Here is a 25,621-nt window from a genome sequence, read left to right on the forward strand (position 1 = left end):
ATATTTCTTTGTAACATAAATCATAACAAAATGCTACTAAGACTACTATTTTCGATTTTTATTTTTGTGTTCTCTCTAATGCAGGCACAAGTGACAATCTCCGGAAAAGTTACTTCTAAAGGAAAGGGACTAAAAAATGTTTCCGTGACTTTGAAAGACACCTATGATGGTGCTACAACTGATGCTAATGGTAATTACATATTTCAGACTTCCGAAAAAGGGACTCAAACACTGGCATATAGTAGTTCCGATTATGCAGATGTAGTAAAGGAAATTGTAATAGCTTCTCAGAATCTTGTAGTCAATGCAGAAATGAAATCGTCTTTTAACGAAATAAATGCTGTTGTGATTACGGCCGGATCTATTGAGGCAAGTGATAAAAACAGAGCATCGGCATTGCTGAAGCCTCTGGACATTTATACTACCGCAGGAGCGGATGCGCAGATTACATCGGCTTTAGGATTTCTTCCCGGAGTTCAGAAAGTAGGTGAAAGTGAAGGTTTGTTTGTAAGAGGAGGGACAGGAACGGAAAGTAAAATATTTATGGATGGTAATCTTATTAATAATTACTTCACAAACTCTGTTCCGGGAATAGCTGGAAGGGATCGTTTTAATACTTCATTGTTTAAGGGAAATGTCTTTTCTTCTGGTGGATATTCTGCCCTTTATGGGCAGGCACTTTCTTCAGTTTTAACTTTAGAAAGCATTGATTTACCAGAAAGAACATCTGCAGATTTCGGATTGTCTCCAATATTTGCAACGGGATCTTTTCAGAAAGTAGACAGTGCCAGAACTCATTCATATGGTATCCAAGCCGCATATTCCAATCTTGCATTGATGACCAAAGTCTTTAAATTCAACACTAATTTTGACAACGGTCCAACCGGATTCTCAACCAATGCAAACTTTAGAATAAAGACAAAAAGGGGAGGATTTATTAAATATTACGGAAGCTATGATAGCAATGATATGTCCTTGAAACAAGAAAGTCTGGAATCAAAGTATAATGAGACGGGCGTAAAAATGAAAGGAGACAATACTTTTCATAACCTGTCTTATAGAGAAAAATTAGGCAGATATACATTGAACCTAGGCTCTACATTTACCTATAATAAAAATGACATGAATCTCGATTTTCTGAATAACGGACAAAGGGTTTACGGAATTGGAATTGAGAATCACGGATCATATTTCAATGCAAAGGCTGTTTTAGAAAGAAAAATCAACAAAGCTTCCATTATTCGTGGTGGAGTTGAATTTCAGAATAGTATTGAAGATATGACCTATCAGCCAGAAAATGCAGCTCGGTTTAAAAAGCATTATCAGGATCTGATATCTTCAGTTTTTGCTGAAACAGATTTGGCTTTGGATCAGAGGTTTTCAGCACGTATAGGAGTAAGAGCAGAAAACTCCTCTTACCTTTCTCAATGGAATTTTTCTCCAAGATTGGCACTAGCCTACAGAATTTCAAAAGAATGGACCAGCTCATTAGCCTATGGTATTTTCTATCAGAATCCAGAATCTAAATATATCAACTATCCGGCGCCATTAGGCTTTCAGAGAGCTGATCACTACATATTTCAGATTCAGAGAACAGCAAATGAAAGAAGCTTCCGTCTTGAGGCTTTTTATAAAGATTACAGAAGGCTTACAAAAACTTATAATTACGGAGACCTGCAAAACCAAACTTCTTTCAATAATATCCAGTCAGCTGTTAATGTAAATGGAGATGGATTTGCTAAAGGATTTGAATTATTCTGGAGGGATAAAAAAACGATTAAAAATGTGGATTATTGGGTTTCTTATTCTTATTTGGACAGTAAGAGAGATTTTTTAAACTATCCATACAGTCTGAATCCTAATTTTGCATCAAAACATACACTTTCATTTGTGGCAAAAAGATTCTTCACCAGTCTTAAAACACAGGTTAACGCATCTTATACCTTCAATAGCGGAAGACCATATTATGATATTATTTCACAAAACGGACAAAATATTATCCGAAATGAAGGAACGGTAAAAGATTTTAGTGCACTTAATTTAAGCATTAATTACCTTCCCAATCTTGGAAAGAAAAATGCAAAATCATTTCCGGTATTTGTATTGAGTGTGAATAATGTTCTGAATACTAAAAATATATATGGATATAATTTTGCTTCAAACGGACAAAGTTCAGCACTCAGACCACCGGTAAATACATTTGTTTTCATTGGAGTATTTATCAGTTTTGGAATCGATAGAACCCAGGATGCGATTAACAGTACATTATAATAACAATATTTAATTTCTAAACTTTAATATTATGAAAAAACTATTTTTAACAACAACACTTCTTTTAACTGGTTTTATAGCCTTTGCACAAAGTGCTTATGAAAAAGCAATGACCGATAAGATGAGCAAAATTGTTCAATGCAAAACCAATGATGATTTTACAGCATTGAGCAATGATTTCTCCAGAATTGGGGATAAAGAGAAAACACAATGGTTACCTTATTATTATGCAGCCTTGTCTACAATACAAGGAGGGCGCGTTCTGATGAGAGATCAAAAAACAGACGGATTAGATGCTTCCGGAGATGCAGCAATTAATTATATTGCAAAAGCAGAAGCTTTGAATCCAAATAATGCGGAACTCTTTCTTTTGAAAAAAATGGCACACGGGATTAAAATGATGGTAGATCCGATGTCCCGCTATATGACAGAGGGGCAGGAAGCTCAAAAATCATTGGGAGAGGCAATTAAATTAGATCCAAATAATCCGAGGGTATATGTGCTTCAGGCTGAAGACCTTTATTTTACACCAGAACAATATGGCGGAGATAAGAAGAAGGCAAAAGAGATGTTCCTAAAAGCAAAAGAACTCTTCAAAACGAGTAAGCCAAAGACGGCATTAGACCCAAACTGGGGAGAAAGTGAAGCTGATTATTTCCTTTCTCAGATGAAATAAATATAAAGCCCGGATTTTAAATCCGGGCTTTTTTATATCCTTTTGATAGAAAACCGATAACTCCTTTACCATTCAGTATATAAAATTAACCTCTCAGGTATAAAAATTTTAAATATTTACCAATTCCTGAGTATGTTTGTAACAGAAATTAAGAAAATGAACCGAAAATTTTTTATCATATGTGCCTGGATTACGATTGTATGCACAATAATATTTGGTGTTATTGAGCCGGGCTATATCTCTTGGGAAAACATATGGAAATCTTTCGTTATTTCTTCTATGTACTGTCTTCTTTTATCCATGTCCCAGGGGTATCTTAATGGATTCTTGGACAAAAAATGGAGCTGGATAGAGGATACTAAAAAAAGACTTATTTACGGAGTGTCACTAACCGTTGTAGTTACAATTGCTACTGTATTTTTATGTAACTATGTTAACTTCGTTCTGATACAAAATGTAAGTACTGAGAAGTTTTTCTCAAGGGATTATAATTTTGTCAATTGGTTTTTTATCAATTTTGCTTTGCTTATTTCAGCTATTTTCCATGCCAGAGGTTTTATGAATGCGTGGAAGTCTGCAGCGAAAAAAGCTGTTACTGAACAAAAGATTATTGCTTCTTCAGCAAATGCACAATTTGAAAGTCTTAAAAATCAGTTAGACCCACATTTTTTGTTTAACTCTTTAAATGTACTGAGTGCATTAATTGAAGAGAATCCTAATAATGCACAAAAGTTTACTTCTTCAATGTCTAAGATTTACAGATATGTTCTGGAACAAAAGGATAAAGAAGTAGTTTCTCTGGAAGAAGAAATAAATTTTGCCAGAACCTATATAGAGCTTTTAAAATATCGCTTTGAAGATAGTATCGTATTTCATTTGAACATAGATGCAGATAATTCTAAAGATTTTGTGGTACCACTTTCATTACAGTTACTTTTGGAAAATTGTATTAAACATAATCATGCTACATCTGCCAAGCCTTTAAACATAGAAATATTTGTCCAGGAAGAATACCTTGTTATCAGAAATAACCTTCAGAAAAGAGAACTTCCAAACGAAAAATCAGGAATTGGACTTTCTAATATCGTGCAACGATACAATCTTCTAACAAAAAGAAATGTTTTCATTGAAAACGATGAAGAGTTCTTTAGTGTAAAAATACCAATACTAACTCATAAAAATAACACCATGCAAGTAAATTATGAAAACGATGAAAGAGAAGCTTATAAGAAGGCTTCACGTAGAGTAAAAGAAATTAAAGATTTCTATTCTAATCTTATTTCTTACTGTTGTGTGATACCGTTTTTAGTTGTTATCAATCTAATGACGTCACCAGGATTTTACTGGTTTGTTTTCCCAATGTTGGGATGGGGGCTAGGAGTAGCAATCCACGGATTTACCACTTTTGGAATTGGTAAAAGCTGGGAAGAAAGAAAGATACAAGAGCTAATGAACAAAGAAAAAAATACACAGCAATGGAAATAAATGATCAACAAGAAGCCTATTCAGAAGCAAGAAAACAGGTTCGAAGAGAAGCGCGACTTTATGGAAATATACTGATGTGTTGTGCTTTCTGGGGCTTTGCAGGGCTCAATGATATTTTTGATTTTGTGAATATACCACGATGGATTGTAATTGTGTTTATTATTATAACCATATTTACTGCATTAAAATTTATAAAGGTTATCTTCTCGGGAATGATTTTTAATAAAAGTTGGGAAGAAAACAGAATCAGAGAGTTAATGAAAAAGAATAATTAATTTCTAATAAAATGAAAAGTTATTTTAATAATGATTCAGAATCCTTTTCGGATGAAGAAATAGAATTTCTTGAAGCCAAAAGAAGAGTAAAAGAAATTAGAGGGTTTTATATCCATTTTCTGATATATTTGGCAGTAAATGTTTTCATATTGGCAGAAAATTTTTATAATTATCATCAGATAGGATGGACAAATATATATGTACCTGTTTTATGGGGAATTGTAGTTCTTATTCATGCAGGATCTATTTTTCTTCCGGGGATAATTTTTGGAGACGACTGGGAAAAAAAGAAAATAAGAAAGTTAATGGAAAAATATAAATCTCAGAATAAATATGATTAAAACACTCATTATTGAAGACGAAAAACCAGCAGCACGACGTCTGGAGCGAATGCTCTCTACATTTCCGGAACTTGAAATCCAAAAGGTTATACATTCCGTAGAAGACGGGGTACAATGGCTTTCGGAGAATGAACATCCTAAGCTGATTTTTTCTGATATTGTTCTGGGGGATGGCCTTTCGTTTGACATTTTTGAGAAAATACCGACCAAGAGTTTTATTATTTATACAACTGCTTTTGATCAATATACATTGAAGGCATTCAAACTAAATAGTATTGATTATCTCCTTAAACCAATTGATGAAGAGGATCTTACAAAAGCTATTGATAAGTTTAAAAGCTTTATTCCGTCCGGAGAAGTGACACCGTCTTATGAAGTAAAATCAATGCTGGGAAAGGAAAAAACAACTCTTTCACGTATACTTGTGAAAATAGGTTATAATCTGAAGATTGTAATGACATCAGAAGTTAGTTGTTTTTATAGTGAAAATAAAATAGTATATCTTCAGACAGCGGAGCGTAGTTTTCCTACAGACTTTTCTCTTGAAGAACTGGAAAATGTTCTCGACGAGACACAGTTCTTCAGGGTAAACAGACAGTTTATGATTAATCTGAATTATATTAAAAGTATTCATACATCACCTGTTTATAAAGTTGAAATGAACTATCAGCCTGATGTTGAAATTACGGTAAGCCGAGACAGAGTGAAAGATTTCAAAGACTGGCTGGTTCGATAATTAATATAGATTATAAATTTGTTTACAGATTAACAGGGCCTGACTTAATCAAGTCAGGCCCTGTTAATTTTTACATACTTTTGCAGCAATAAAAACGAATAATCAATTGATTAAAAATCTTGCAAAGAATTCTTTTGTACATAAATTGATTAAAAGAATAATGTGATATTGTATTGATTATGAGAGTTTTTTTGTGCTGTAGATCAATTGGTTGTGATTGATTTATATAAATTTTATAAAATTAACGCAACCATTTTTATTATAGGCGTCTTATATAGAGACAAATAGAAAAATCAAATATTATGAAGTATTTAAAATTCGCATTCCTTTTAGGGATTTTTGGGGTAATTTTTACCAGTTGTTTAGGAGATAACAGAGGAGACAACATTATGTATGGTCTATTAGCTACAAGCAAAATTGAACAAAAGGATATCAAACCTGTAGGGGAACAGAGTAAGTTAAATATAACTTATACAACTACAAATACTTGTCAGGCATTTGTACAGTTCCAGTTAATAAGAAATGAAAATAATGTTATTGATTTAGGTGTAGTAGGCTCACAAAAATCCGGAGATGCATGTGCAGATAAGGTAGAAGATAAGACTGTAGAATATGCATTTACACCTACAAAAGCAGGTACTTATACTATCAGATTTTGGGCAGGAAAGAACAGTGATAATACGGATAAGTTTATAGAAGAAAAAGTAGAAATTAAAGCATTAGAACCAGCTAAATAGCATAACTTAATTTCTTTGGATAAAGAACTAATTGAGATTATTGAACGGTGCCAAGAAAACGATAGGAAAGCACAAGAACTTTTGTATCGGAGGTATTCTAATGTTTTGTTCTCAATATGTCTGAGGTATTCCGGCAATTATGAAAATGCGCAGGATGTGTTTCAGGAAGGCTTTATCCTTATTTTTAAAAAAATCACACAGTATAGCTTTTCTGGCTCCTTTGAAGGCTGGATAAAACGTGTGATGGTTAACCTAAATCTTGAAAAACACAGGCAGAAAGAAATCTGGTTAACTGAAATAGAGGAAAATATGCCTCTTATAGATGAAGAAGATAATGATCCAAATGATTTCCAGAACGTTAATTATCAGGATCTTATAAAATATGTTCAAAACCTGCCAACACAGTATAGGCAGGTTTTTAACCTTTATGTTTTTGAAGAATATACACATAACGAAATTGCAGAAAGCTTAAAAATATCCCCCGGAACATCCAAGTCCAATCTATCCAGAGCAAGAGAGATTCTTAGAAAAGAATTGATGAAAATAAAACGCAGAGCAGAATGAAAAATATAGACAAAATATTTAAAGACCAGCTTAGCCAGCCGCAGAATCCGCCGGCTGAAGCATGGGATTTTATTCAGTCTGCACTGAATGGAGAGAAACGACGAAAATCTGCGGCCTATATATGGCTTCCTGTTTCCGGAATTGCTGCAATGTTTCTAATTGGTGTTTTTATTTTTAAATCGAATGAAGATTCTTCAGAAAAGAAACAGGAGACAAGACTTGTTAAACAAACTCAACCTCAGAAATCTAATACTGTTGAAACAGAGAAAGATAGTACGAATGAAATAATACAGGAAAGTAGTGGAGTAGATTATATTTCCGGTATGAAGGATAATGTTATAGCCTGGACTAAAAATGTTTTTATACCAAAAGATAAAGCTTCTGATATCTCAGAGACAAATAAAGAGCTTATTTCTCAGTATAAAAATGAAACTGCTACGAATAAGGAAGGAAATGAAAAGACAACAATAGTACAACAGGATAAGAACGGAAATAAAACAGAGAATAAATACGAGCAGATTTTTCCAGATAAAAATAATGCGTCTGATCTTCTTACGGGAAGAAACAAAATATTACAGCAATCAAATAAAGGCTCTCAAAGTAGTGGAGATAAATTTTCTATCTCTGCGTTTTTTGCACCTACACAGGTAAATTCTTTCGGAGGCAAATCTTTACTGTCCAATGATTTCAATAACCTGGACATTCAGAACTCTGTAAACATGTCCTATGGAGCACGAGTAAGCTACGCAATAAATGACAAAATAAAGATCAGAACAGGAGCCGGAATGATGGATATAGAACAAAGAACAAAGAATGTTCCTATTTCCGTAAGTGTTTCCGGTGGAAGAGGAGGAGCAATGTTGTATCAGCTTGCACCTATTCCTCCTGCTCATAATATTTCTTATTCCGGAGATCTCAGAGTAGGGAGCATCGAACCTGTGTCCAACTTACAGGCAGACGGAGCTTTTGCAAAAAGCTATTTACAGGGAGATATTGCTCAGAAAATCCGATATGTAGAGATTCCTTTGGAAGCAGAGATCAATTTTGCCCAACTTAATAAATTAGGCTTTAATGCAACACTTGGAGCAAGCTCATATGTACTAACCCATAATAGCATTTCAGCAGTTACGCCAGGATCTTCTGTAAAACAGGATCTAGGAACAGCAACTAACCTGAATGATTTGAGTTTCAGTGCGAATGCCGGGATTAAAATTGACTATGAAGTTTCTAAAAAAATGAAACTGAATGTAGAACCAACATTTAAATACATGATAAAACCAATGAATAAAGTAAATGATACGAAACCTTATATAATAGGAGTGAGTACCGGAGTTACTTTTTCATTTTAACATAATATTAATTTTAATTTCTTTTTTTATTCAGATGGGGGTTTGGCTATATACCAGCCCCTTTTTGATTGGATTTCAAGTTTACATTCAGTATTTTTGAAAAAACAAAATAAACATGCAAAGATTAAATCTATTAGAAGAGACCAGATTTGAAAAAATTCCAGTAACGGTCTATTCTTCAGAAACAGAAGCAACAAAAACTGTTGCGAGCAGAATAGCACAGTTAATTAAAGATAAACAAGTTAAAGGCGAGAAAGCAGTGCTAGGCTTAGCGACAGGTGTTACACCAATAAAAGTTTATCAGGAATTGGTAAGACTTCATAAAGAAGAAGGGCTAAGTTTTAACAACGTTGTTACCTTCAATTTGGACGAGTATTATCCAATGCTGCCAAACGAACCCCAGAGTTATGTAACTTTCATGAATGAAAACCTTTTCAATCATGTTGATGTACCAAAAGAGAATATTCATATTCCTGATGGTAGTATTAAAGAAGAAGAAGTTGCAGAGTTCTGTAAAGAATATGAACAAAAGATCAACGCTTTCGGAGGTTTAGATATCCAGGTTCTTGGGATCGGTCGTACCGGACATATTGGTTTCAACGAACCAGGAGCAGCACCAAATTCGGGAACAAGAATGGTGACACTGGACGATCTTACACGTAAAGATGCATCCAGAGATTTTGGAGGAAAGGAAAACGTTCCGAAGAAAGCAATCACAATGGGGGTTGGATCTATATTCAAAGCCAGAGAGATTATTCTAATGGCTTGGAATAAGAAAAAAGCTCCGATTATTAAAAAAGCTGTCGAAGGAGAGGTGTCTTCTGATATTCCGGCAACTTATCTGCAACTTTCACAAAACGTGGAGTTTATTGTTGATGAAGATGCAGCATCGTTATTAACAAGATTTGATAAGCCTTGGTTGGCTCAGGATATTGAGTGGGATGATGTAATTACTAAAAAAGCTGTTGTATGGTTGTCTCAGAAATTAGGCAAGCCAATTCTTAAACTTACTGACGACGATTATAATACTCATGGTATGGATAAGCTGATTACCGAAAAAGGTCCGGCTTATAACATGAATATTAAGATCTTTAACGAATTACAGCATACTATTACCGGATGGCCAGGTGGAAAACCTAATGTAGATGATTCTCAGAGACCGGAAAGAGCAAATCCAGCGAAGAAAAATGTATTGTTATTCTCTCCGCATCCTGATGATGATGTAATTTCTATGGGAGGAACATTCATTAAGCTGGCAGACCAGGGACATAATGTCCATGTAGCATACCAGACTTCCGGAAATGCAGCTGTTTGGGATGATGATGTACTGAGATATTTAGAATTTGCTGAAGATTTCTCTAAACTGGTTGGTTTTGACGATCAGAAAGTAAAAAACATCTACAAAGATAATGTAGAGATTTTCGACCAGAAAAAGCCAAACCAAACAGATACAGAATTTATAAGAAAAGTTAAGTTCCTGATTAGAAAAGGAGAAGCAATTGCCGGAGCTCGTTTTGTGGGGCTAAATGAAGATCAAATCCACTTCCAGGATCTTCCGTTCTATGACAGAAGAAAGTTTGATAAAAGCAGTTCGTATGAAGATGATATCCAGCAAACAATCGAGCTACTGAGAAAAGTAAAGCCTCATCAGGTTTTTGCAGCAGGAGATTTTGAAGATCCACATGGAACCCATAAAGTGTGCTTCGATATTATTTTAGAGGCCCTAAAAAGGCTAAAAGAAACAGATGAGTGGACAAAAGACTGTTGGTTATGGATGTACCGTGGTGCATGGCATGAATTCCCGATCCATGAGATCGAAATGGCAGTACCTCTTTCTCCACAAGAAGTTTACAAGAAAAGATTAGCAATATTCAAACATCAGTCACAGAAAGACTTACCTGTTTTCCCTGGTGACGATGCCCGTGAGTTCTGGGTAAGAGCAGAGGACAGAACAAGTGAGACAGCACAGTTGTATAACAACTTAGGTTTAGCTGAATATGAAGCAATTGAAGCTTTTGTAAGATATAAGTTTTAAATAACTGATAATGAATCAATATAAAGGACGGATTTTTCCGTCCTTTTTTGTTTAAATAAACATTTATGCGTAATTTAACAGAATATTAATAGACACATTTTCCCGAAAGGAACACTATTTGCAGTATTTATACCACTTAAATTACAATGAAAATGAACAAGAGTATTGGAGTTTTATTAGCGAGTGCTGTTGGATTAGTAACAGTATTAGGAGTTTTTGGGCTACGTAAATTGGTTTCTAAACATGATCACGATGACTATTATGATTATCTTACAGATCGTAACTCGCAAAAGAATGATGAAGCTGATAGTGTGGAACTTAATGCATATTTGTAGTAAATAAACTTATTCATATTATAGCAGAAAGCTTTAACCATCGGTTAAAGCTTTTTTTGTGGAAAACTATCGGTAATAACTGAATATGTTTTCAGAATGTTTGATCTAAATTCGTACACAGAAATACAAAATTGTAATGGCAATAGATCCCGTAAAAGGGCAGGGCGCTCAGCAGAATGTACATAACAGATTCGATCGGTACTCGTTTGATTCTGAGGACGAAGATGCAGATCTGAGAAAAACCAATTTTACAGAAGTATTTCCGAAAACAATAGTCAACCAGGTTAAAAGTCCGGATCTGCCTATGGAGTATTCTCTAAACCCTTATCAGGGATGCGAACATGGCTGTTCTTACTGCTTTGCAAGGCCTACACATGAATATTGGGGATATAGTGCCGGAGTAGATTTTGAGAGAAGTATCATGTTTAAGAAAAATGCTCCGGAATTGCTTGAAAAATTTTTAAAAAAAAGAGGATATCAGCCAAAGCCTATTTTAGTATCCGGTAATACAGATTGTTATCAGCCTGTAGAACGTAAGCTGGAGATTACCAGAAAACTATTGCAACTGTTCCTGGATTACAGACATCCTGTCAATATTATTACCAAGAATGCTTTAGTACTTCGGGATATTGATATTTTAAAGCCTTTAGCAGAACAAAACCTTGTTTCTGTGGCTTTGAGTATTCCTACAATTAATGAAGATTTAAGAAGGGTAATGGAGCCGCGGACGTCTTCGTCAAAGAATAAAATACGTGCGGTAGAAGAGCTTACTAAAAATGGAATTCCGGTACACATAATGGTTGCCCCAATTATTCCGGGGCTGAACAGTGATGAGATACTCAGTATAATGAAAGTGACATCTGAAGCAGGGGCACTGTCTGCAGGTTATACATTAGTGAGGCTTAATGATACTGTAGAGCCTGTATTTGTAAAATGGATTGAAACATATTTTCCAGATCGGAAAGATAAAGTTCTCAATCTTATACGTTCTATGCGGGGCGGAAATCTGGGTGAAAAGAGATTTTATAACCGCTATGAAGGGGAAGGAAATATTGCAGAAATGATTCATAATACAGTAAAACTTGGAAAGAGAAAATTTTTTGCCGGAAGGGAGAGAATCGTATTGGATACAAGCAATTTTACAGGAACAAAAGACCAGCAACTCCGGTTGTTTTAGTATATTTGTTAGCACAGACATTAAAGTAGAATATGGAAGAAATCACATTCAGACAGGCGGAAGAAAAAGACAAAGATATTATCTGGGGAATCCTTCAGCAGGCTATTGAAAGAAGAAAAAATGACGGAAGCAATCAGTGGCAGGATGGTTATCCAAATTTACAGACTGTTGAAAATGATATTGCAAAAGGCCAGGGATATGTTCTGACACTAAATGATGAAGTAATTACTTATGCTGCTTTAATTTTCAATGACGAACCTGCCTATGAAAATATAAAGGGAGAATGGCTTACTAATGGTGATTTTATGGTTGTTCATAGAGTTGCCGTTTCCGAAAAAGCAGCAGGAAAAGGAATTGTAAAAAAATTCTTTGGTACTCTGGATGACTTTGCCAGATCTAAAAAGGTTTACAGTATAAAGGTAGATACCAATTTCGATAACCTTGCTATGCTGGCTATTCTTGAAAAATTAGGATATGTTTATTGCGGAGAGGTCGTTTTCCGTGAAAGTGCCCGTAAAGCTTTCGAAAAAGTATTAACGGCTTAAGCTTTGAAGGCTAAGCCTTTTTCTTTAGTTTTGTATTCTGGTTTTTATCCAAATTAATTTCATGAAGCAGTATTCCTCTAAACGCAGTATTCAGATTTTAGCACATATCCTGAAACAATACGGGATTGATCATATTGTATTGTCACCGGGCTCCAGGAATGCGCCTATTACTATACATTTTTCAGAAGATGATTTCCACTGTTACAGTATTGTAGATGAAAGATCTGCGGCATTCGTAGCAATGGGGATGGCTAAAAGTATGCATAAACCAGTAGCCGTTTCATGTACCAGCGGATCTGCTGCAACTAATTATTATCCGGCAATTGTAGAAGCATTTTATCAGAATATACCATTACTGATTCTGACTGCGGACAGACCGGAAAATTATGTGGATATTTTTGATGGACAGACGATTCGTCAGAAGGATCTTTTCCATCAGCATTCATACGGAGATTTCCAGATGAAAGAAGATCAGGAAACAGATGCAGACGAATACAATTTTGAAACAGTAAAAAAAGCTGTTGAGCTTTGTCTGGAGAAGCAAGGGCCTGTCCATATCAATATACCTCTTATGGAACCATTGTATGAAATGGTAACGGAGCTGATGCCTATGCCGGAAATAGAAAAGCACATCCAGGAAAATACATATGAGATACCTTCAAATGTTATTGCTGAATGGAATACCAGCAAAAGAATATTGATTTTATTGGGAACATTAGATCCGTCTCCGGAACTTAATGTATTGTTAGAGCAATTGGTAAAGAATCATTCTGCAGTTGTACTTACAGAAAGTACCTCTAATCAGTATCATTCCAAGTTTTTCAACCATATAGACCGCTATATATTTGATTTTACAGAAGAGGATTTTAAGAAATATGCTCCTGATTTATTGATTACAGTCGGACAAAATGTAGTGTCCAAAAAAGTAAAGATTTTCCTCAGAAAAGCTAATCCTGCACGTCATTGGCATGTAGATCCTTATTGGCAGCCCGATACCTATTTTGCACTAACAGAAAAGATTTATTCGGATCATGAAGTATTTTTCTCGCAATTGGTAAAGAAAGTCAATCTGGAACCTCAGGCTTATTATAACCTTTGGGATGCCAGAAGAGATAAAAAGGACGCCAGACATGAAGAGTATTCACAACAAGTGCCTTTCTCAGATTTTATGGTATTTAGAGACCTTGCAGAGAGTATTCCGGAAAACTACAGTGTACATGTATCCAACAGTTCAGCTATTCGTTATACATTGCTATTTAACTTCTCTGAAAAACATGAAGTTTACTGTAACAGGGGAACAAGTGGGATAGATGGCTGTACTTCCACAACTATGGGGTTTGCCATGATGAATGATAACCCGGCTGTTCTTATTACCGGAGATCTAAGCTTCTTCTATGACATAAATGGCTTGTGGAACAAATACATTCCACCTTATACAAGAATCATTATTGTAAATAACGGTGAGGGCAATATTTTCCGTATTATCCCAGGGCCAGGAGACACAAACGCAATAGGAGAATATATTGCGACAAGCCATAAAATGAATGCTTCTAATCTTGCAAAACATTTTAAGTTCGACTACTTCCAGATTGAAACAAAAGATGAATTCTACAGATCGCTGGAAAACTTCTTTAAGCCTAGTGCACAGCCTAAAATTCTGGAGATTAATACCAGAAGCGAAGATAATGCAGATGTACAGAAAGACTACTTTAAATTTCTAAAGTTTTAATACTAAAAAGATTCTGAATCAATGCAATAGGATATTCCTGAGTATTGAACGGAATCATGGCGTTAATCATTTGGAAATGAGAAAACTCTTTAATGTTTTTTAAACCTATTTCTAAGGTTTTTATTTTTCCGGATTTTAATAAATGCTGACGCATAACACCATTAAGTAAAAAAGTTTCGGGGGTGTACCATTCATTGTCTTTTCTGAAAATAAGATTAGAATATGAGGTATCGGTTATCATTCCGTTTTGATAAAATATTACGGCTTCTGCATCTGCAGAAGCTTTTAGTTTATTGATCTCATCCCTGTTTTCGTATTTAAATGAATACTCTAAATGATTTCCGTTGACCAGCTCAAAATTATTATGAATCTCAACAGCATAAGGTATCATCTGGCAGTGTATACCGCCATTAAGATCATACACAATGCGCCATTTGTAAAGGCCATGTTCATCATGATTTTGTTGCAGAAAATACTCTTTAAGCAGATAAGGATTTTCTTTTCCATAATGGAAAAATACACGATCCATCCTTTCCTGATGGAGATCAGGAAGGAAAATCTGAGAATCCTCTACGCGTATAGTTTCAATAAACCGGAACATATATTTTGTTAATCATTTCCTGATATTCTGCAGAAGCATCACTTTGATGCGTAATTCCGCCGCCACTTTTAAAATAAAACTGGTTATCCTCATTTTCTATAAAACGAATCATAACACCAGAATCCAGATCTTTACCATCAAAATAGCCGCAGACACCAGTATAAAATCCTCTGTCATAGCTTTCACTTTTTAATATCACTTCCTGTGTTTTGTCCTTCGGAGCTCCAAGAATGGAGCCTGCAGGAAGCAATTTTTGCATGATACTGCCAACTTTGTTCTGAAAAGAAGGTTTTATAGTTCCTTCAATTTCAGAGCTCATGGTATATAGATTCTTTTTCAAAGTCTTAAGATAGTCAATTCTTTGGAAATCAACTAATTTTACATTATTTGCAACCATACTCAGATCATTACGAAGTAAATCAACAACTGTATAATGTTCTGCTTTTTCTTTCGGATCATTTTTCAGAATATTTTCTGCATCCGGAATGTCAGCATCGATGGTTCCTTTCATTGGAAATGTAGAAATCCTCTGATTTTTAATTTTTACAAAAACTTCAGGTGAGAAGAATACCCAATTATTCTTATAACATATTTTATATTTAGCCTCAGAGTGGTAAAAAATATCCCGGAGTGTAAGATTGGTTTCTATTTTTGTTTTCCGGGTATAATTAATCAGGTAAGAATTACCTAACTGCAGATTTTCCATAACAAGATCGAAGCCTTTTTTGTAGGATTCAAATGTTTCCGGGAAGGACTGCAGATGTATTTTTTTGTTAAAAGAGGTTTCTGGAGTATAATTTCTGTAATCCTGAAAATGAACCAAAATATCAGGATTTTTATTCAGTTCTTCTTCTGTAAAAAGCAGAATATTTTGCTTTAAAAAATCAATAATAAAAATAAAAGGCTCTCCTTTTTCGGAAAGTTTATCCATTTCAGAAAATTCTTTCGCATTTATTGCTTTCATGATGCAAAAGTACGGAAGAAGATGTGTAATTTTGCGCAAAATTTAATGATGCAGCCGCGAGAAGTAATTTCCTTTTCTGAAATCCCCGGAAAAGCTTTTGAATACTGGAGTAAAACAATCATGTTTCAGGTTTTGTTTTCTATCTGTTATTTTGCCGTTTATTTAGGATTAACGTTCTTTCTATTCAGTTATTATGGAGTAATGGAACAAATACATGATCTTTCAGCATACTTTAATACAGATCAGGATCTTGCAAGGGAAAAGTATATGGAAATTATTGCTTCCGAAAACTTCAGATATGTTACACTGTGGATTGTTGCTATTACAGCGCTTCTATTTCCTCTGAATCTGGGACTTTTTAATATTTACCGGAAAATGGATAAAGCCGAAGAAATCTCTGTAGGAGATTTATTTGTTGGCTTTGAGGGAAGTAGCTTCTTTAAATATATTGGCTACGCTTTATTCTGGGGTGGTATTTATTACATCTCTAAAATGACCTTATTTCTTGCTCCTGTCTGGGTTCTATTAACCTTGTTTGTTGGACCTTTAATGTTTTTCAATAATCTGAATATTCAGGAATCGCTAAAGCTAAGTTTTCAGGCAGTTGGAAAAAATATTGTTGGCTGCTTAACAGCAGTGTTACTGGCAGTATTTGGAAGCTATATTGGAGCCGCATTATGCGGAGTCGGCATACTATTAACATTTCCTTTCTGGAATGCTGTTTTATACGCTTATTATCAAAAGATATTTCCTGAGAGCCATTAATTTTATTTCAATTTACCCATAAATCATAATAAGTTAATATATTTGGTATAAACAACAAATCTTAATTTATTATGTCTGAATTTGAAGAATTTGATAGCTCTGCAAAACAACCGCAGAGAGATTTCGGTGATATATTATCCCATGCTTTTAACCTTTATAAAGGGATTATAGGCTATGCTATAGTATTGACAATATTACTTATTGCCGTTTCCTGTTTGCTTGCTCTTATTACCGGAGGATGGTCTGAAATTAGGGAAATGAGCCGGACAGCGGGACCAGGATTTAACTCTAGGATCTATGAAGACATGTATAGCAGTGGCCCTATTATGTGGTGGCTGGGAGGCTCGTTTTTATTCTTTATTCTTGCTTCTCCTCTTATTGTAGGAGTTATCTACATAATGCATAAAAAGAATTCCGGACAGGTATTAGATTTTTCAGATTTGTTTATTGGGTACAAACAGAATACAGTGAATATTATGCTGTTTAGCTTAATCGTTACAATCATATCCGGAATTTGTAATAATTATCTGTATTATATCCCTACGATTTTTATTATGCCTTTCTTTTTCTTAGGTTATCCAATTTTATTCTTTGAAAATAAAGGTGCTATTGACGCAATTAAAAAATCATTTGAAATTGTGAAAAATAATTACGGAGCATTTATACTGTTAAATTTAGTAACTTATATTATATCTGTCCTTGGAATTGTTGCTTGTTGTATCGGAGTCATCGCAACAGCATCATTCTATTATGCAAGTATGTATTCTGCTTATGTAGCTTACAATGGAGTACCAAAACAACTGACTCATACAACATAATTCTGAATGCAGATAAAACAGGATAAACCGATTAGCGAAGTAGCAATCAAGCAAATTGCCCTTATCAGTATTATTATCATATTGGCAGGGCTTATATGTTATAATTTATCAATGTTTATACCCTCGCTTCTGGGAGCGATTACATTGTATATTATCTCAAGGAAATATTTATTATATCTGATTGAAGAAAAGAAATGGAAACCTTCTTTGGCAGCTATAGTAATTATTGTTGCAACATTACTAATTCTGATTCTTCCTGTTTACCTTATTATAGATGTCCTTATTGACAAGCTTGGAAATGCTCAGGCTTATATGCAGAAGTTCAATGTTTTTATCGATAAAATTCATGATTTTGTTTTTAAAGAAGTAGGTATTGACCTATTGAGTAAAGAAAATATCAATAAACTGAAAGATACGGCCGGAAGACTTTCAACGTCATTACTGAATACAACATTCAATGCATTAACAGTTATTGCTTCCATGTATTTTGTTTTGTATTTTATGTTGATTTCTCCACGGAAATTCGAGCGTCTCCTGGAAAGTGCAGCGCCTTTCAAAAAATCCAACAACTTCTTATTAGGAGAGAAGATCCGCAAAATGGTAATTGCAAATGCTATAGGTATTCCTGTCGTAGCGTTGGGACAGGGAATAGCCGGCCTTATTGGTTATATTATCTTTGGAGCACCCAGTCCGATATTGTTATTTGCACTCACATTTGTGACCTCCATGATTCCTATTGTAGGGGCTGCGATTGTATATGTACCTATATGCATATTTATGATTGCAGAAGGACAAACAGGAGCGGGAATAGGATTGGCAATATACTGTCTGGTTGTTGTTGGGCTTATCGATAATTTGCTGAGATTTACGCTGCTGAAAAAACTCGAAGATATACACCCGCTAAATACTGTATTCGGAATTATAGCCGGGATGAATATATTTGGCTTTTTAGGGCTTATTTTTGGGCCAATTCTGGTTTCGGTAACGATATTGCTCATGCAGGTATATAAAGATGAGTTTTTAGGCCGGAAAAACAATCCACCTGATGACGAGTTGCTTTTAGAAAAAGACGAATGATAAAAATTAAAACGAATAAATGAATCCGGAAATCTTAAAAGATATTGTAACCCAGAAAATGCCGTTTGGAAAATATAAAGACGCAATTATTGCAGATCTTCCTGTAAGTTATCTGGAATGGTTTCAAAGAGAGGGAATGCCCCCGGGAAAGCTGGGAATGATGCTTTCTACTATTTATGAGATTAAATTAAACGGACTTGAATATCTTCTGACAGAAATCAAACGACAAGTACAGAAATGATAAAACCTGCCATTTGGCAGGTTTTATTTTATTTATGAGCCTTTTAAAGCGGCTATTTCATCACGTAGCTTTGCTGCAGCAATGAAGTCTAAGTTTTTGGCAGCAAGCTCCATTTCCTTTTGCTTTTTAGCAACAATTTTCTCAATCTCATCGGATGAATAATTAGCCTGTACTTCGGCAACTTTCTGTAATATTTCTTTCTGAATATATTTTTGATCCGGGAAGTCAGGATTACGTCTTACCAAAGACTCACTAATCTTTTTATTCAGTGCCTGTGGCTCTTGACCATGCTCTTTGTTATAATTCATCTGCTTTTCACGACGATAGCTGGTTTCATCAATAGCAGCCTGCATGCTTTTGGTAATTTTATCTGCATACATAATCGCTTTCCCGTTAAGGTTACGGGCTGCACGACCAATGGTCTGTATTAGAGATCTTCTGGAACGTAACATTCCCTCTTTATCAGCGTCCAAAATTGCCACTAACGAAACTTCAGGAAGGTCTAATCCCTCTCTAAGAAGGTTAACACCGACTAAAACATCGAATAATCCGGCCCGGAGATCCTGCATAATCTGTATTCTTTCCAAAGTTTCCACATCGGAGTGTATGTAGCGTGTACGGATTCCAAAACGCGTAAAATATTTGGTTAGTTCTTCTGCCATTTTTTTTGTCAGCGTTGTCACCAATACACGTTCATCTTCTTCAGTTCTTTTCTGGATTTCTTCAATTAAATCATCAATCTGATTCTGAGTAGGTTTTATCTCAATAACAGGATCTAATAGGCCTGTAGGACGAATAATCTGTTCTACATATTCACCTCCTGTTTTCTGTAATTCATAATCTGCAGGAGTTGCGCTTACGTAGATTACCTGATTTTGCAACATTTCAAACTCTTCAAACTTCAAAGGTCGGTTGTCCATTGCTGCCGGTAGACGGAAACCGTGCTCTACCAAAACTTCTTTCCTGCTTCTGTCACCACCATACATAGCATGGACCTGTGGTACCGTAACGTGGCTTTCATCGATAACCATCAGATAATCTTCTGGGAAATAATCTAAAAGGCAGAAAGATCTTGATCCGGCTTCTCTTCCGTCCATATATCGGGAATAGTTTTCTATTCCGGAACAATAGCCTAATTCTTTTATCATTTCCAGGTCAAGTTCTGTTCGTTCCTCTAGTCTTTTCGCTTCATAAGGTTTTCCGATTTCCTGGAAAAAATCAACTTGTTTTACCAGATCATCCTGAATTTCCTTAATAGCATTCTGCATTGTTTCAGGAGAGGTTACAAACAAATTGGCAGGGTAGATATTAATTTTATCGAAGTTAGAAGTTACATTTCCGGAAACAGGATCAAAACTCTGAATTTTTTCGATCTGATCTCCAAAGAATTGTATACGGATAGCGCTATCTGCATAAGCAGGATAGACATCGATAACATCTCCTTTTACCCGGAATGTTCCCCGAATAAATTCGTTTACACTTCTGGAATATAAAGAGCTTACCAGTGTATGCAATAGCTTGGTTCTGGATATCGGGACTTCAACATCTAAGGAAATCACCGATTTATGGAACTCCGTAGGGTTACCAATACCATAAATACATGAAACAGATGCAACAATCAGTACATCCCGTCTTCCGGAAAGCAATGAAGCTGTTGCAGAAAGACGCAGTTTTTCTACTTCCTCATTAATACTCAAGTCTTTTTCAATATAAGTATTGGTAGTAGGAATAAAGGCTTCTGGCTGATAGTAGTCATAATAACTTACAAAGTATTCTACAGCATTGTCCGGAAAGAACTCTTTGAACTCCATGAAAAGCTGAGCTGCCAGAGTTTTATTATGTGCCAGTACCAATGTTGGTTTTTGTATTTCCTGTACAACATTGGCAATTGTAAAGGTTTTACCGGATCCGGTAACCCCTAATAGGGTTTGGTATTTTTCGCCTAGTAAAAGGCCTTTGGAAAGTTTATCAATTGCCTGGGGCTGGTCGCCGGTAGGTTTGTATTCTGATTGTATCTGGAAATTCATGAGACAGGTATTCCTTACAAAAATACGAAATAGGGAAGAATATTACATAAGTTTCTGTAGTCTGCACAATAGGTCTGTTAATGTATTTAAGAAGCAAAAGCTCTGGAAAGGGCAGAGCTTTTGTTGTATTAAATTTTCTATAACTTTTTAATTTCTTCAAAATTCATGGTTATAGGAAAGCGGTAACGTGAAACTACATTTTTGCCATTTAGCTGAGCCGGAATCCATTTTTTCTTTGCAACAATTGTTGCAATAGTTCTTTTTATTTCTGCATTGAGGCTTTCATTAGAACCTGTTGTAACTATATCTTTTACATCTCCGTTCTGATCGATAATATATGATGCTGTGGATTTAAGAGTCCCTTTGCCATCAACTTTACTGTTATCAAAAGTCTGAACGAACAAATTCCGGAAGCCTTCAATACCTTCAGAGAATGTTGCTTCCCTGTCTACTTTTTCTGAGGGACTTATGGGAATTAATTTTGCCATAGGGTCTGGTGGAATTGGAGGAGCGGGTGGTGCTGCTGGAGGTGTAGGAGGTACTGGGGGAGTGGGAGGGAAATCTGAATTTTTTAATTCCCCAGACTTATTGTACTTCTTGATAATTTCTGCCCGTTTTGTGGCTGTTTCGGCGTTAAGTTCCTCTATTTTTTTTGAAATAATAGCTTTCCGTTCCTGTTTTGTGGTATCGGACTTTGCAGAGGCTAACGACAGAGTAGTGTCTGTAATTTGATCTAGTTTAGCCGTAAGGGAGGTTGTTATAGACTCTTTTTCTTTTGCATTCATACTTATTCCAAATGCAGTAGCGGCTATCAATAAAGTAGCGCCGGATAATTTTAAAAAGCGTACTTTGTTTTTGGATGTTTGCTTTGTCATCATAATGAAACGTTTTTTAGTGAGTAAAAAATTGAAGTTACTTGCAAACTGGTTATGATATGGCGCCATTGTTTTTGATATAATCAATTTGCGGTAATGCTGTATATCTTTAGACAAACGAAGCGTATGCTCGTCTGCCAGAAATTCATGATTGGCAGTAATAGATTGTTTAATAAGCCAGAAAAAAGGGTTGAACCATGCAAATGCCAATACCAGCTGAATAAATATAATGTCTAATGTATGCTTCTGAAAAAGATGAGCCTGCTCATGCTGTAATATTTCAGATTCGATGTTTTTGTGAAGAAAATCTTCTCCGGGAACAAATATATAATTGAGAAAGCAATATGGAATTTGATTATTGTCGAGTAGTATATAATGGATATTATCAACAGTTTTCTTTTTGTTTTTATAGACCCTGTAGGCAATTTGAAGTATGCCTAGTAGAAAACGAATAATAAAAAAGGCAGTTATTATGATATAACCATAAGTAACCGTTTTATACCAATTGAATGAAGATTGTGGGGCTTTACCAATAATAACTTCCTGGATATAGTAAATGTTTACAGTTCGGGAAACAGGATTACTTTCCCGGGCAATATCAATTTGTATAAACGGTATAACAAGGCTAATAACAACAGCTCCTAAAAGAAAGAATCTGTTGAATACAAATAGTTTATGATCCGCCAATACGAACTTATAAATAAGCCAGCATAGGAATGAAATCCCTAAAAGCAGAATAATTTTGGAGCTATCCATCTTTTTGTTTTTTCTCTATTTCCAGATCTATCATATCACGCAGTTCTTTTAGCTGCTTTTTGCTAAGCTTAGCATTCGCCGTAAAGTAAGAAGCGAACTGAGAGACTGAGTTGTTGAAGAACTTTTTCATCATGCTTTGCATTTCTCCACTAAAGTACTGTTCCTTTTTCACCAGAGAATAATACTGTCGCGAGTTTCCAACTGTTTCGTATCCTATCAGGTTTTTGTCCTGCATACGTTTCAGTACGGTAGCTAAAGTTGTGCTAGCTGGCTTAGGATCATCATAAGCTTCCATAATATCTTTCATAAAAGCTTTTTCTTTAGACCAGATAACCTCCATTATAAATTGCTCAGCTTCAGTTAATTTTATCTTCGACATTGTTTTTATTTTTAGTTGCTCTACAAATGTAGAATTTATTTTTAATATTCCAAATGAAAAATAAAAAAACTCATCTTTTTAGGATGAGTTTAAAATATTATGCTTCAGTGAGATGAACTGTAAAGTGCCTTAAAATATCAGGTTCCCAGGTAATTTTATAACCTTTTGTAATCTCATTTCTTCGTTCAAAAACATTTTTAAGCGCTGCGGCAATATAATCCATGTGATTGTTGGTATATGTTTTTCTTGGAATAGCCAGTCTGAGGAGTTCCATTTTTGGATAACGGTTTTCTCTGGTTTCAGGATCTCTGTCTGCTAATAAGGTTCCTATTTCTACACCACGAATACCGGCTTCTTTATACAATTCTATAGCGAGGGTCTGTGCAGGAAATTCAGCCCTCGGAACATTAGGAAGAAAGGAAAGAGCATCTATAAAAACAGCATGCCCGCCAATTGGTCTCTGAATTGGGATTCCGTACCCAATGAGCTTGTTTCCGAGATATTCAACCTGAGAAATTCTGCTTTCAAGATAGGTAAACTCTGTTGCTTCATCCAGCCCCTGAGCAAGAGCAGCCATATCACGGCCTGCCATTCCACCATAAGTAATAAAGCCTTCATAAATAATTGTGAAATTTGAAGCTTTCTGAAATATTTCGTCATCATTAAGAGCAATAAAGCCACCGATATTTACGAGTCCGTCTTTTTTGGAAGACATGGTCATCCCATCCCCATAAGAGTACAATTCTTTTACTATTTCTTTAATGCTTTTATCTTGATATGCGGTTTCTCTTTTCTTAATAAAATAAGCATTTTCTGCAAACCTCGCCGAGTCAAAGAATACCGGAATGCCATATTGATTGGACAATTCCCGAACAGCTTTTATGTTTTCCATAGAAACAGGTTGGCCCCCAGATGAATTACAGGTAATGGTAATAAGGCAAAACGGTATTTTTTCCTTACCATATTCCTGGTAAACTTTTTCCAGTTTATTGAGATCAATATTCCCCTTGAAAGGATAAAGGTTATTAATGTCAAAAGCTTCGTCAATTGTACAGTCTATTGCATGGGCTTTACGAAATTCGATATGGCCTTTGGTGGTGTCGAAGTGTGAATTTCCCGGAATAATATGACCTTCTTTTACCAAAACAGAAAAAAGAACATTTTCTGCAGCACGCCCCTGGTGAGTTGGTAAAAGATGTTTGAATCCGGTAAGTTTATTAACGGTATTATAAAGCTGCTCAAAAGAACGGGAACCGGCATAACTTTCATCTCCGGTCATCAATGCCGCCCATTGCTTGTCGGACATAGCGCCTGTACCACTATCCGTTAACAGGTCTATAAAAACCTGTGAGCTTTTTAGGTTAAACAAATTATAATGACTGTTTTTAATCCATTCCGCTCTCTCCTCAGGAGCAGATTGGCGGATTTCTTCTGTCATTTTTATACGATAAGGTTCAGCATAAGGAAGTTTCATGTTGATAATATTTAAGATTGAAAAGAATTTTAGAAATTGTAAACAAAGCCTTTCAAATACTATGGAAGGCAAAATGCTGTTTTTGTAATACTTATACAAAAAACAACAGACTCACAATTTTCTAAAGCATCATTCCGGAGCCTTAAATATATTTTCGTCAGAATGGAAGCCTGATACACCGCCACTAACGGCAAATTTCATGGCTTCTACAGAATTCATACCTTCAACTTCCCGAACATTATCGGGTTCGGTAAGGATTACCCAGCCAGAAATTGCATATGAATGGGGAAGGTAAACGGCAATTTTTCCGCTCAAACCTACAGGTGATAAATCGTGTTGCGTAAGGAAACCGATACGCCATACTTCCGGGTTATTGTTGGTTTTTACCCATACCGGGTTACTGAATTTCTTTTTATCCCCGACAAAGGAGCTCATTACATCCTTTAGGGAAGAATAGATGTATTTAATCCCGGGAGTATGTTCCAACAAATTATCCATAGCATCTACAAGGATACGTCCCAGTAAGAACTTGGTGCCTATAAAACCTACAAGTGCAGTGATGATAATAACAGAAATGAATACAAGTCCGGGGAATCTCTCGGAAATGGAGGGGATAATATTATCGATGGAGGAAACAAGATACCAGATCAATCCAATGGTGGCACCAATAGGTCCAAGGATCACTAAGCCCTGTAGCAGCGATCTAAAGCATAAACCTATATAATAATTGATTCCTCTTTTTTCCATTAATTAGCCGTGGATGGTTTCTTTTTTTCCGTAAGACTGGATTATTTTGGCCTCATATTCAAGCCATTCTTCCCAGCGTTGGTTTACTTTTTCAGAATCACCCAATTGTCTTGCGAATTTAATGAAAGTTGTGTAATGATTGGCCTCAGAAATCATTAAATCGTTATAAAAAACTTTTAGTTCCTCATCTTTTATATTTTCTGTCAGCACTTTGAAACGCTCGCAGCTTCGTGCTTCAATCATGGCAGCAAATAACATTTTGTCTATAATAAGCTCCTCACGGGTTCCCTGAACAATAAATTTAAAAAGATCATTTACATAATCGTCTTTGCGGGGTCTGCCTAATGTATAACCTCTTTGTTTGATAATTTCATGTACCTGATTGAAGTGATCCAGCTCTTCCTGAGCAATAGCCAATAGTTCTGTTACTATTTCCGGATATTCTGGAAGCAGCGTAATAAGGGTAATGGCATTGGTTGCAGCCTTCTGCTCGCACCATGCATGGTCGGTTAATATTTCTCCGAGATTACCTTCAGCAATATTTGCCCAGCGTGGATCGGTTGGTAATTTTAGCCTGAACATGAATTATAATTTTTCACAAAATTAAGAATTTGGAGGATGAAATCAGTTATATTTGGTAAA

General features: G+C 35.5%; 26 protein-coding genes. 18 read left to right on the forward strand and 8 right to left on the reverse strand.

Annotated elements, in window-relative coordinates; translation table 11 throughout:
- Positions 1-30 precede the first annotated feature (30 nt).
- The 14 genes from ATE49_RS16945 (at position 31) to menD (ending at position 14,255) form a co-directional block, all read left to right on the forward strand.
- Positions 31-2,271 carry a TonB-dependent receptor gene (locus ATE49_RS16945; RefSeq protein ID WP_065083050.1) on the forward strand — a complete coding sequence of 747 codons (2,241 nt, stop codon included), beginning with the start codon at positions 31-33 and terminating at the stop codon, positions 2,269-2,271.
- A gap of 31 nt (positions 2,272-2,302) precedes the next feature.
- Complete coding sequence (locus ATE49_RS16950; RefSeq protein ID WP_065083051.1) at positions 2,303-2,947, forward strand: tetratricopeptide repeat protein; 645 nt, start codon at positions 2,303-2,305, stop codon at positions 2,945-2,947.
- A 132-nt stretch (positions 2,948-3,079) separates the two neighbouring features.
- On the forward strand, positions 3,080-4,432 hold the full coding sequence (locus ATE49_RS16955) for a 2TM domain-containing protein (RefSeq protein WP_065083052.1): 1,353 nt from the start codon (positions 3,080-3,082) through the stop codon (positions 4,430-4,432).
- The gene (locus ATE49_RS16960) at positions 4,423-4,707 is read left to right on the forward strand and encodes a 2TM domain-containing protein (protein WP_059345831.1); all 285 of its coding nucleotides are present in this window, start codon (positions 4,423-4,425) and stop codon (positions 4,705-4,707) included. Before ATE49_RS16955 ends, ATE49_RS16960 begins: the two co-directional genes overlap by 10 nt.
- Positions 4,708-4,718: 11 nt before the next feature.
- The gene (locus ATE49_RS16965; RefSeq protein ID WP_065083053.1) at positions 4,719-5,048 is read left to right on the forward strand and encodes a 2TM domain-containing protein; all 330 of its coding nucleotides are present in this window, start codon (positions 4,719-4,721) and stop codon (positions 5,046-5,048) included.
- The gene (locus ATE49_RS16970; protein WP_059156164.1) at positions 5,041-5,784 is read left to right on the forward strand and encodes a LytR/AlgR family response regulator transcription factor; all 744 of its coding nucleotides are present in this window, start codon (positions 5,041-5,043) and stop codon (positions 5,782-5,784) included. Before ATE49_RS16965 ends, ATE49_RS16970 begins: the two co-directional genes overlap by 8 nt.
- A 302-nt stretch (positions 5,785-6,086) precedes the next feature.
- Complete coding sequence (locus ATE49_RS16975) at positions 6,087-6,521, forward strand: hypothetical protein (RefSeq protein ID WP_065083054.1); 435 nt, start codon at positions 6,087-6,089, stop codon at positions 6,519-6,521.
- Between the two features lie 15 nt (positions 6,522-6,536).
- A complete protein-coding gene (locus ATE49_RS16980; protein WP_065083055.1) occupies positions 6,537-7,085 on the forward strand; it encodes an RNA polymerase sigma factor in 549 nt (182 codons plus the stop codon).
- Positions 7,082-8,434, forward strand: a complete 1,353-nt coding sequence (locus ATE49_RS16985; protein WP_065083056.1) for a hypothetical protein — start codon at positions 7,082-7,084, stop codon at positions 8,432-8,434. The genes ATE49_RS16980 and ATE49_RS16985 overlap by 4 nt, the downstream gene beginning before the upstream one ends.
- Before the next feature lie 115 nt (positions 8,435-8,549).
- Complete coding sequence (nagB, locus tag ATE49_RS16990; protein WP_065083057.1) at positions 8,550-10,469, forward strand: glucosamine-6-phosphate deaminase; 1,920 nt, start codon at positions 8,550-8,552, stop codon at positions 10,467-10,469.
- Between the two features lie 152 nt (positions 10,470-10,621).
- Positions 10,622-10,804 (forward strand): hypothetical protein, encoded by a 183-nt coding sequence (locus tag ATE49_RS16995; RefSeq protein WP_199161549.1) that lies wholly within the window; start codon positions 10,622-10,624, stop codon positions 10,802-10,804.
- Between the two features lie 136 nt (positions 10,805-10,940).
- Entirely contained in the window at positions 10,941-11,981 is a 1,041-nt protein-coding gene (locus tag ATE49_RS17000; RefSeq protein WP_065083058.1) for a PA0069 family radical SAM protein, read from the forward strand.
- A 32-nt stretch (positions 11,982-12,013) separates the two neighbouring features.
- Positions 12,014-12,526, forward strand: a complete 513-nt coding sequence (locus tag ATE49_RS17005) for a GNAT family N-acetyltransferase (RefSeq protein ID WP_059156170.1) — start codon at positions 12,014-12,016, stop codon at positions 12,524-12,526.
- Positions 12,527-12,587: 61 nt separating this feature from the next.
- Positions 12,588-14,255, forward strand: coding sequence for a 2-succinyl-5-enolpyruvyl-6-hydroxy-3-cyclohexene-1-carboxylic-acid synthase (gene menD / locus ATE49_RS17010; RefSeq protein ID WP_065083059.1), 1,668 nt, complete (start codon positions 12,588-12,590; stop codon positions 14,253-14,255).
- Here the strand turns inward: menD and ATE49_RS17015 are convergent.
- Both ATE49_RS17015 and ATE49_RS17020 read right to left on the reverse strand, forming a co-directional pair.
- Positions 14,236-14,856 (reverse strand): aminotransferase class IV, encoded by a 621-nt coding sequence (locus tag ATE49_RS17015; protein WP_065083060.1) that lies wholly within the window; start codon positions 14,854-14,856, stop codon positions 14,236-14,238. The two genes, menD and ATE49_RS17015, sit on opposite strands and share 20 nt — an antisense overlap.
- Positions 14,840-15,820 carry an aminodeoxychorismate synthase component I gene (locus ATE49_RS17020; RefSeq protein ID WP_065083061.1) on the reverse strand — a complete coding sequence of 327 codons (981 nt, stop codon included), beginning with the start codon at positions 15,818-15,820 and terminating at the stop codon, positions 14,840-14,842. The genes ATE49_RS17015 and ATE49_RS17020 overlap by 17 nt, the downstream gene beginning before the upstream one ends.
- A gap of 45 nt (positions 15,821-15,865) precedes the next feature.
- Here ATE49_RS17020 and ATE49_RS17025 point away from each other — a divergent pair, with 45 nt between their 5' ends.
- The 4 genes from ATE49_RS17025 (at position 15,866) to ATE49_RS17040 (ending at position 18,721) form a co-directional block, all read left to right on the forward strand.
- Entirely contained in the window at positions 15,866-16,585 is a 720-nt protein-coding gene (locus ATE49_RS17025) for a hypothetical protein (protein WP_233174258.1), read from the forward strand.
- Positions 16,586-16,656: 71 nt separating this feature from the next.
- Entirely contained in the window at positions 16,657-17,403 is a 747-nt protein-coding gene (locus ATE49_RS17030; protein WP_065083063.1) for a hypothetical protein, read from the forward strand.
- A 6-nt stretch (positions 17,404-17,409) separates the two neighbouring features.
- A complete protein-coding gene (locus ATE49_RS17035; protein ID WP_065083064.1) occupies positions 17,410-18,480 on the forward strand; it encodes an AI-2E family transporter in 1,071 nt (356 codons plus the stop codon).
- A gap of 19 nt (positions 18,481-18,499) precedes the next feature.
- On the forward strand, positions 18,500-18,721 hold the full coding sequence (locus ATE49_RS17040) for a DUF3820 family protein (RefSeq protein ID WP_065083065.1): 222 nt from the start codon (positions 18,500-18,502) through the stop codon (positions 18,719-18,721).
- A gap of 32 nt (positions 18,722-18,753) precedes the next feature.
- Here ATE49_RS17040 and uvrB read toward each other — a convergent pair whose 3' ends face one another.
- The 6 genes from uvrB to miaE all read right to left on the reverse strand — a co-directional run bounded on the left by uvrB (position 18,754) and on the right by miaE (position 25,561).
- Positions 18,754-20,748 carry an excinuclease ABC subunit UvrB gene (gene uvrB, locus ATE49_RS17045; protein ID WP_065083066.1) on the reverse strand — a complete coding sequence of 665 codons (1,995 nt, stop codon included), beginning with the start codon at positions 20,746-20,748 and terminating at the stop codon, positions 18,754-18,756.
- A 137-nt stretch (positions 20,749-20,885) separates the two neighbouring features.
- Complete coding sequence (locus tag ATE49_RS17050; protein ID WP_065083067.1) at positions 20,886-22,379, reverse strand: M56 family metallopeptidase; 1,494 nt, start codon at positions 22,377-22,379, stop codon at positions 20,886-20,888.
- Positions 22,372-22,758 (reverse strand): BlaI/MecI/CopY family transcriptional regulator, encoded by a 387-nt coding sequence (locus ATE49_RS17055; RefSeq protein WP_065083068.1) that lies wholly within the window; start codon positions 22,756-22,758, stop codon positions 22,372-22,374. Before ATE49_RS17055 ends, ATE49_RS17050 begins: the two co-directional genes overlap by 8 nt.
- 97 nt (positions 22,759-22,855) lie before the next feature.
- Entirely contained in the window at positions 22,856-24,232 is a 1,377-nt protein-coding gene (locus ATE49_RS17060; RefSeq protein ID WP_065083069.1) for a tryptophanase, read from the reverse strand.
- Between the two features lie 129 nt (positions 24,233-24,361).
- Complete coding sequence (locus ATE49_RS17065; RefSeq protein ID WP_065083070.1) at positions 24,362-24,979, reverse strand: DUF502 domain-containing protein; 618 nt, start codon at positions 24,977-24,979, stop codon at positions 24,362-24,364.
- A gap of 3 nt (positions 24,980-24,982) precedes the next feature.
- Complete coding sequence (gene miaE / locus ATE49_RS17070) at positions 24,983-25,561, reverse strand: tRNA-(ms[2]io[6]A)-hydroxylase (RefSeq protein ID WP_065083071.1); 579 nt, start codon at positions 25,559-25,561, stop codon at positions 24,983-24,985.
- Positions 25,562-25,621 lie beyond the last annotated feature (60 nt).

This window comes from Elizabethkingia miricola (assembly GCF_001675285.1).
Classification (GTDB): Bacteria; Bacteroidota; Bacteroidia; order Flavobacteriales; family Weeksellaceae; genus Elizabethkingia; species Elizabethkingia miricola.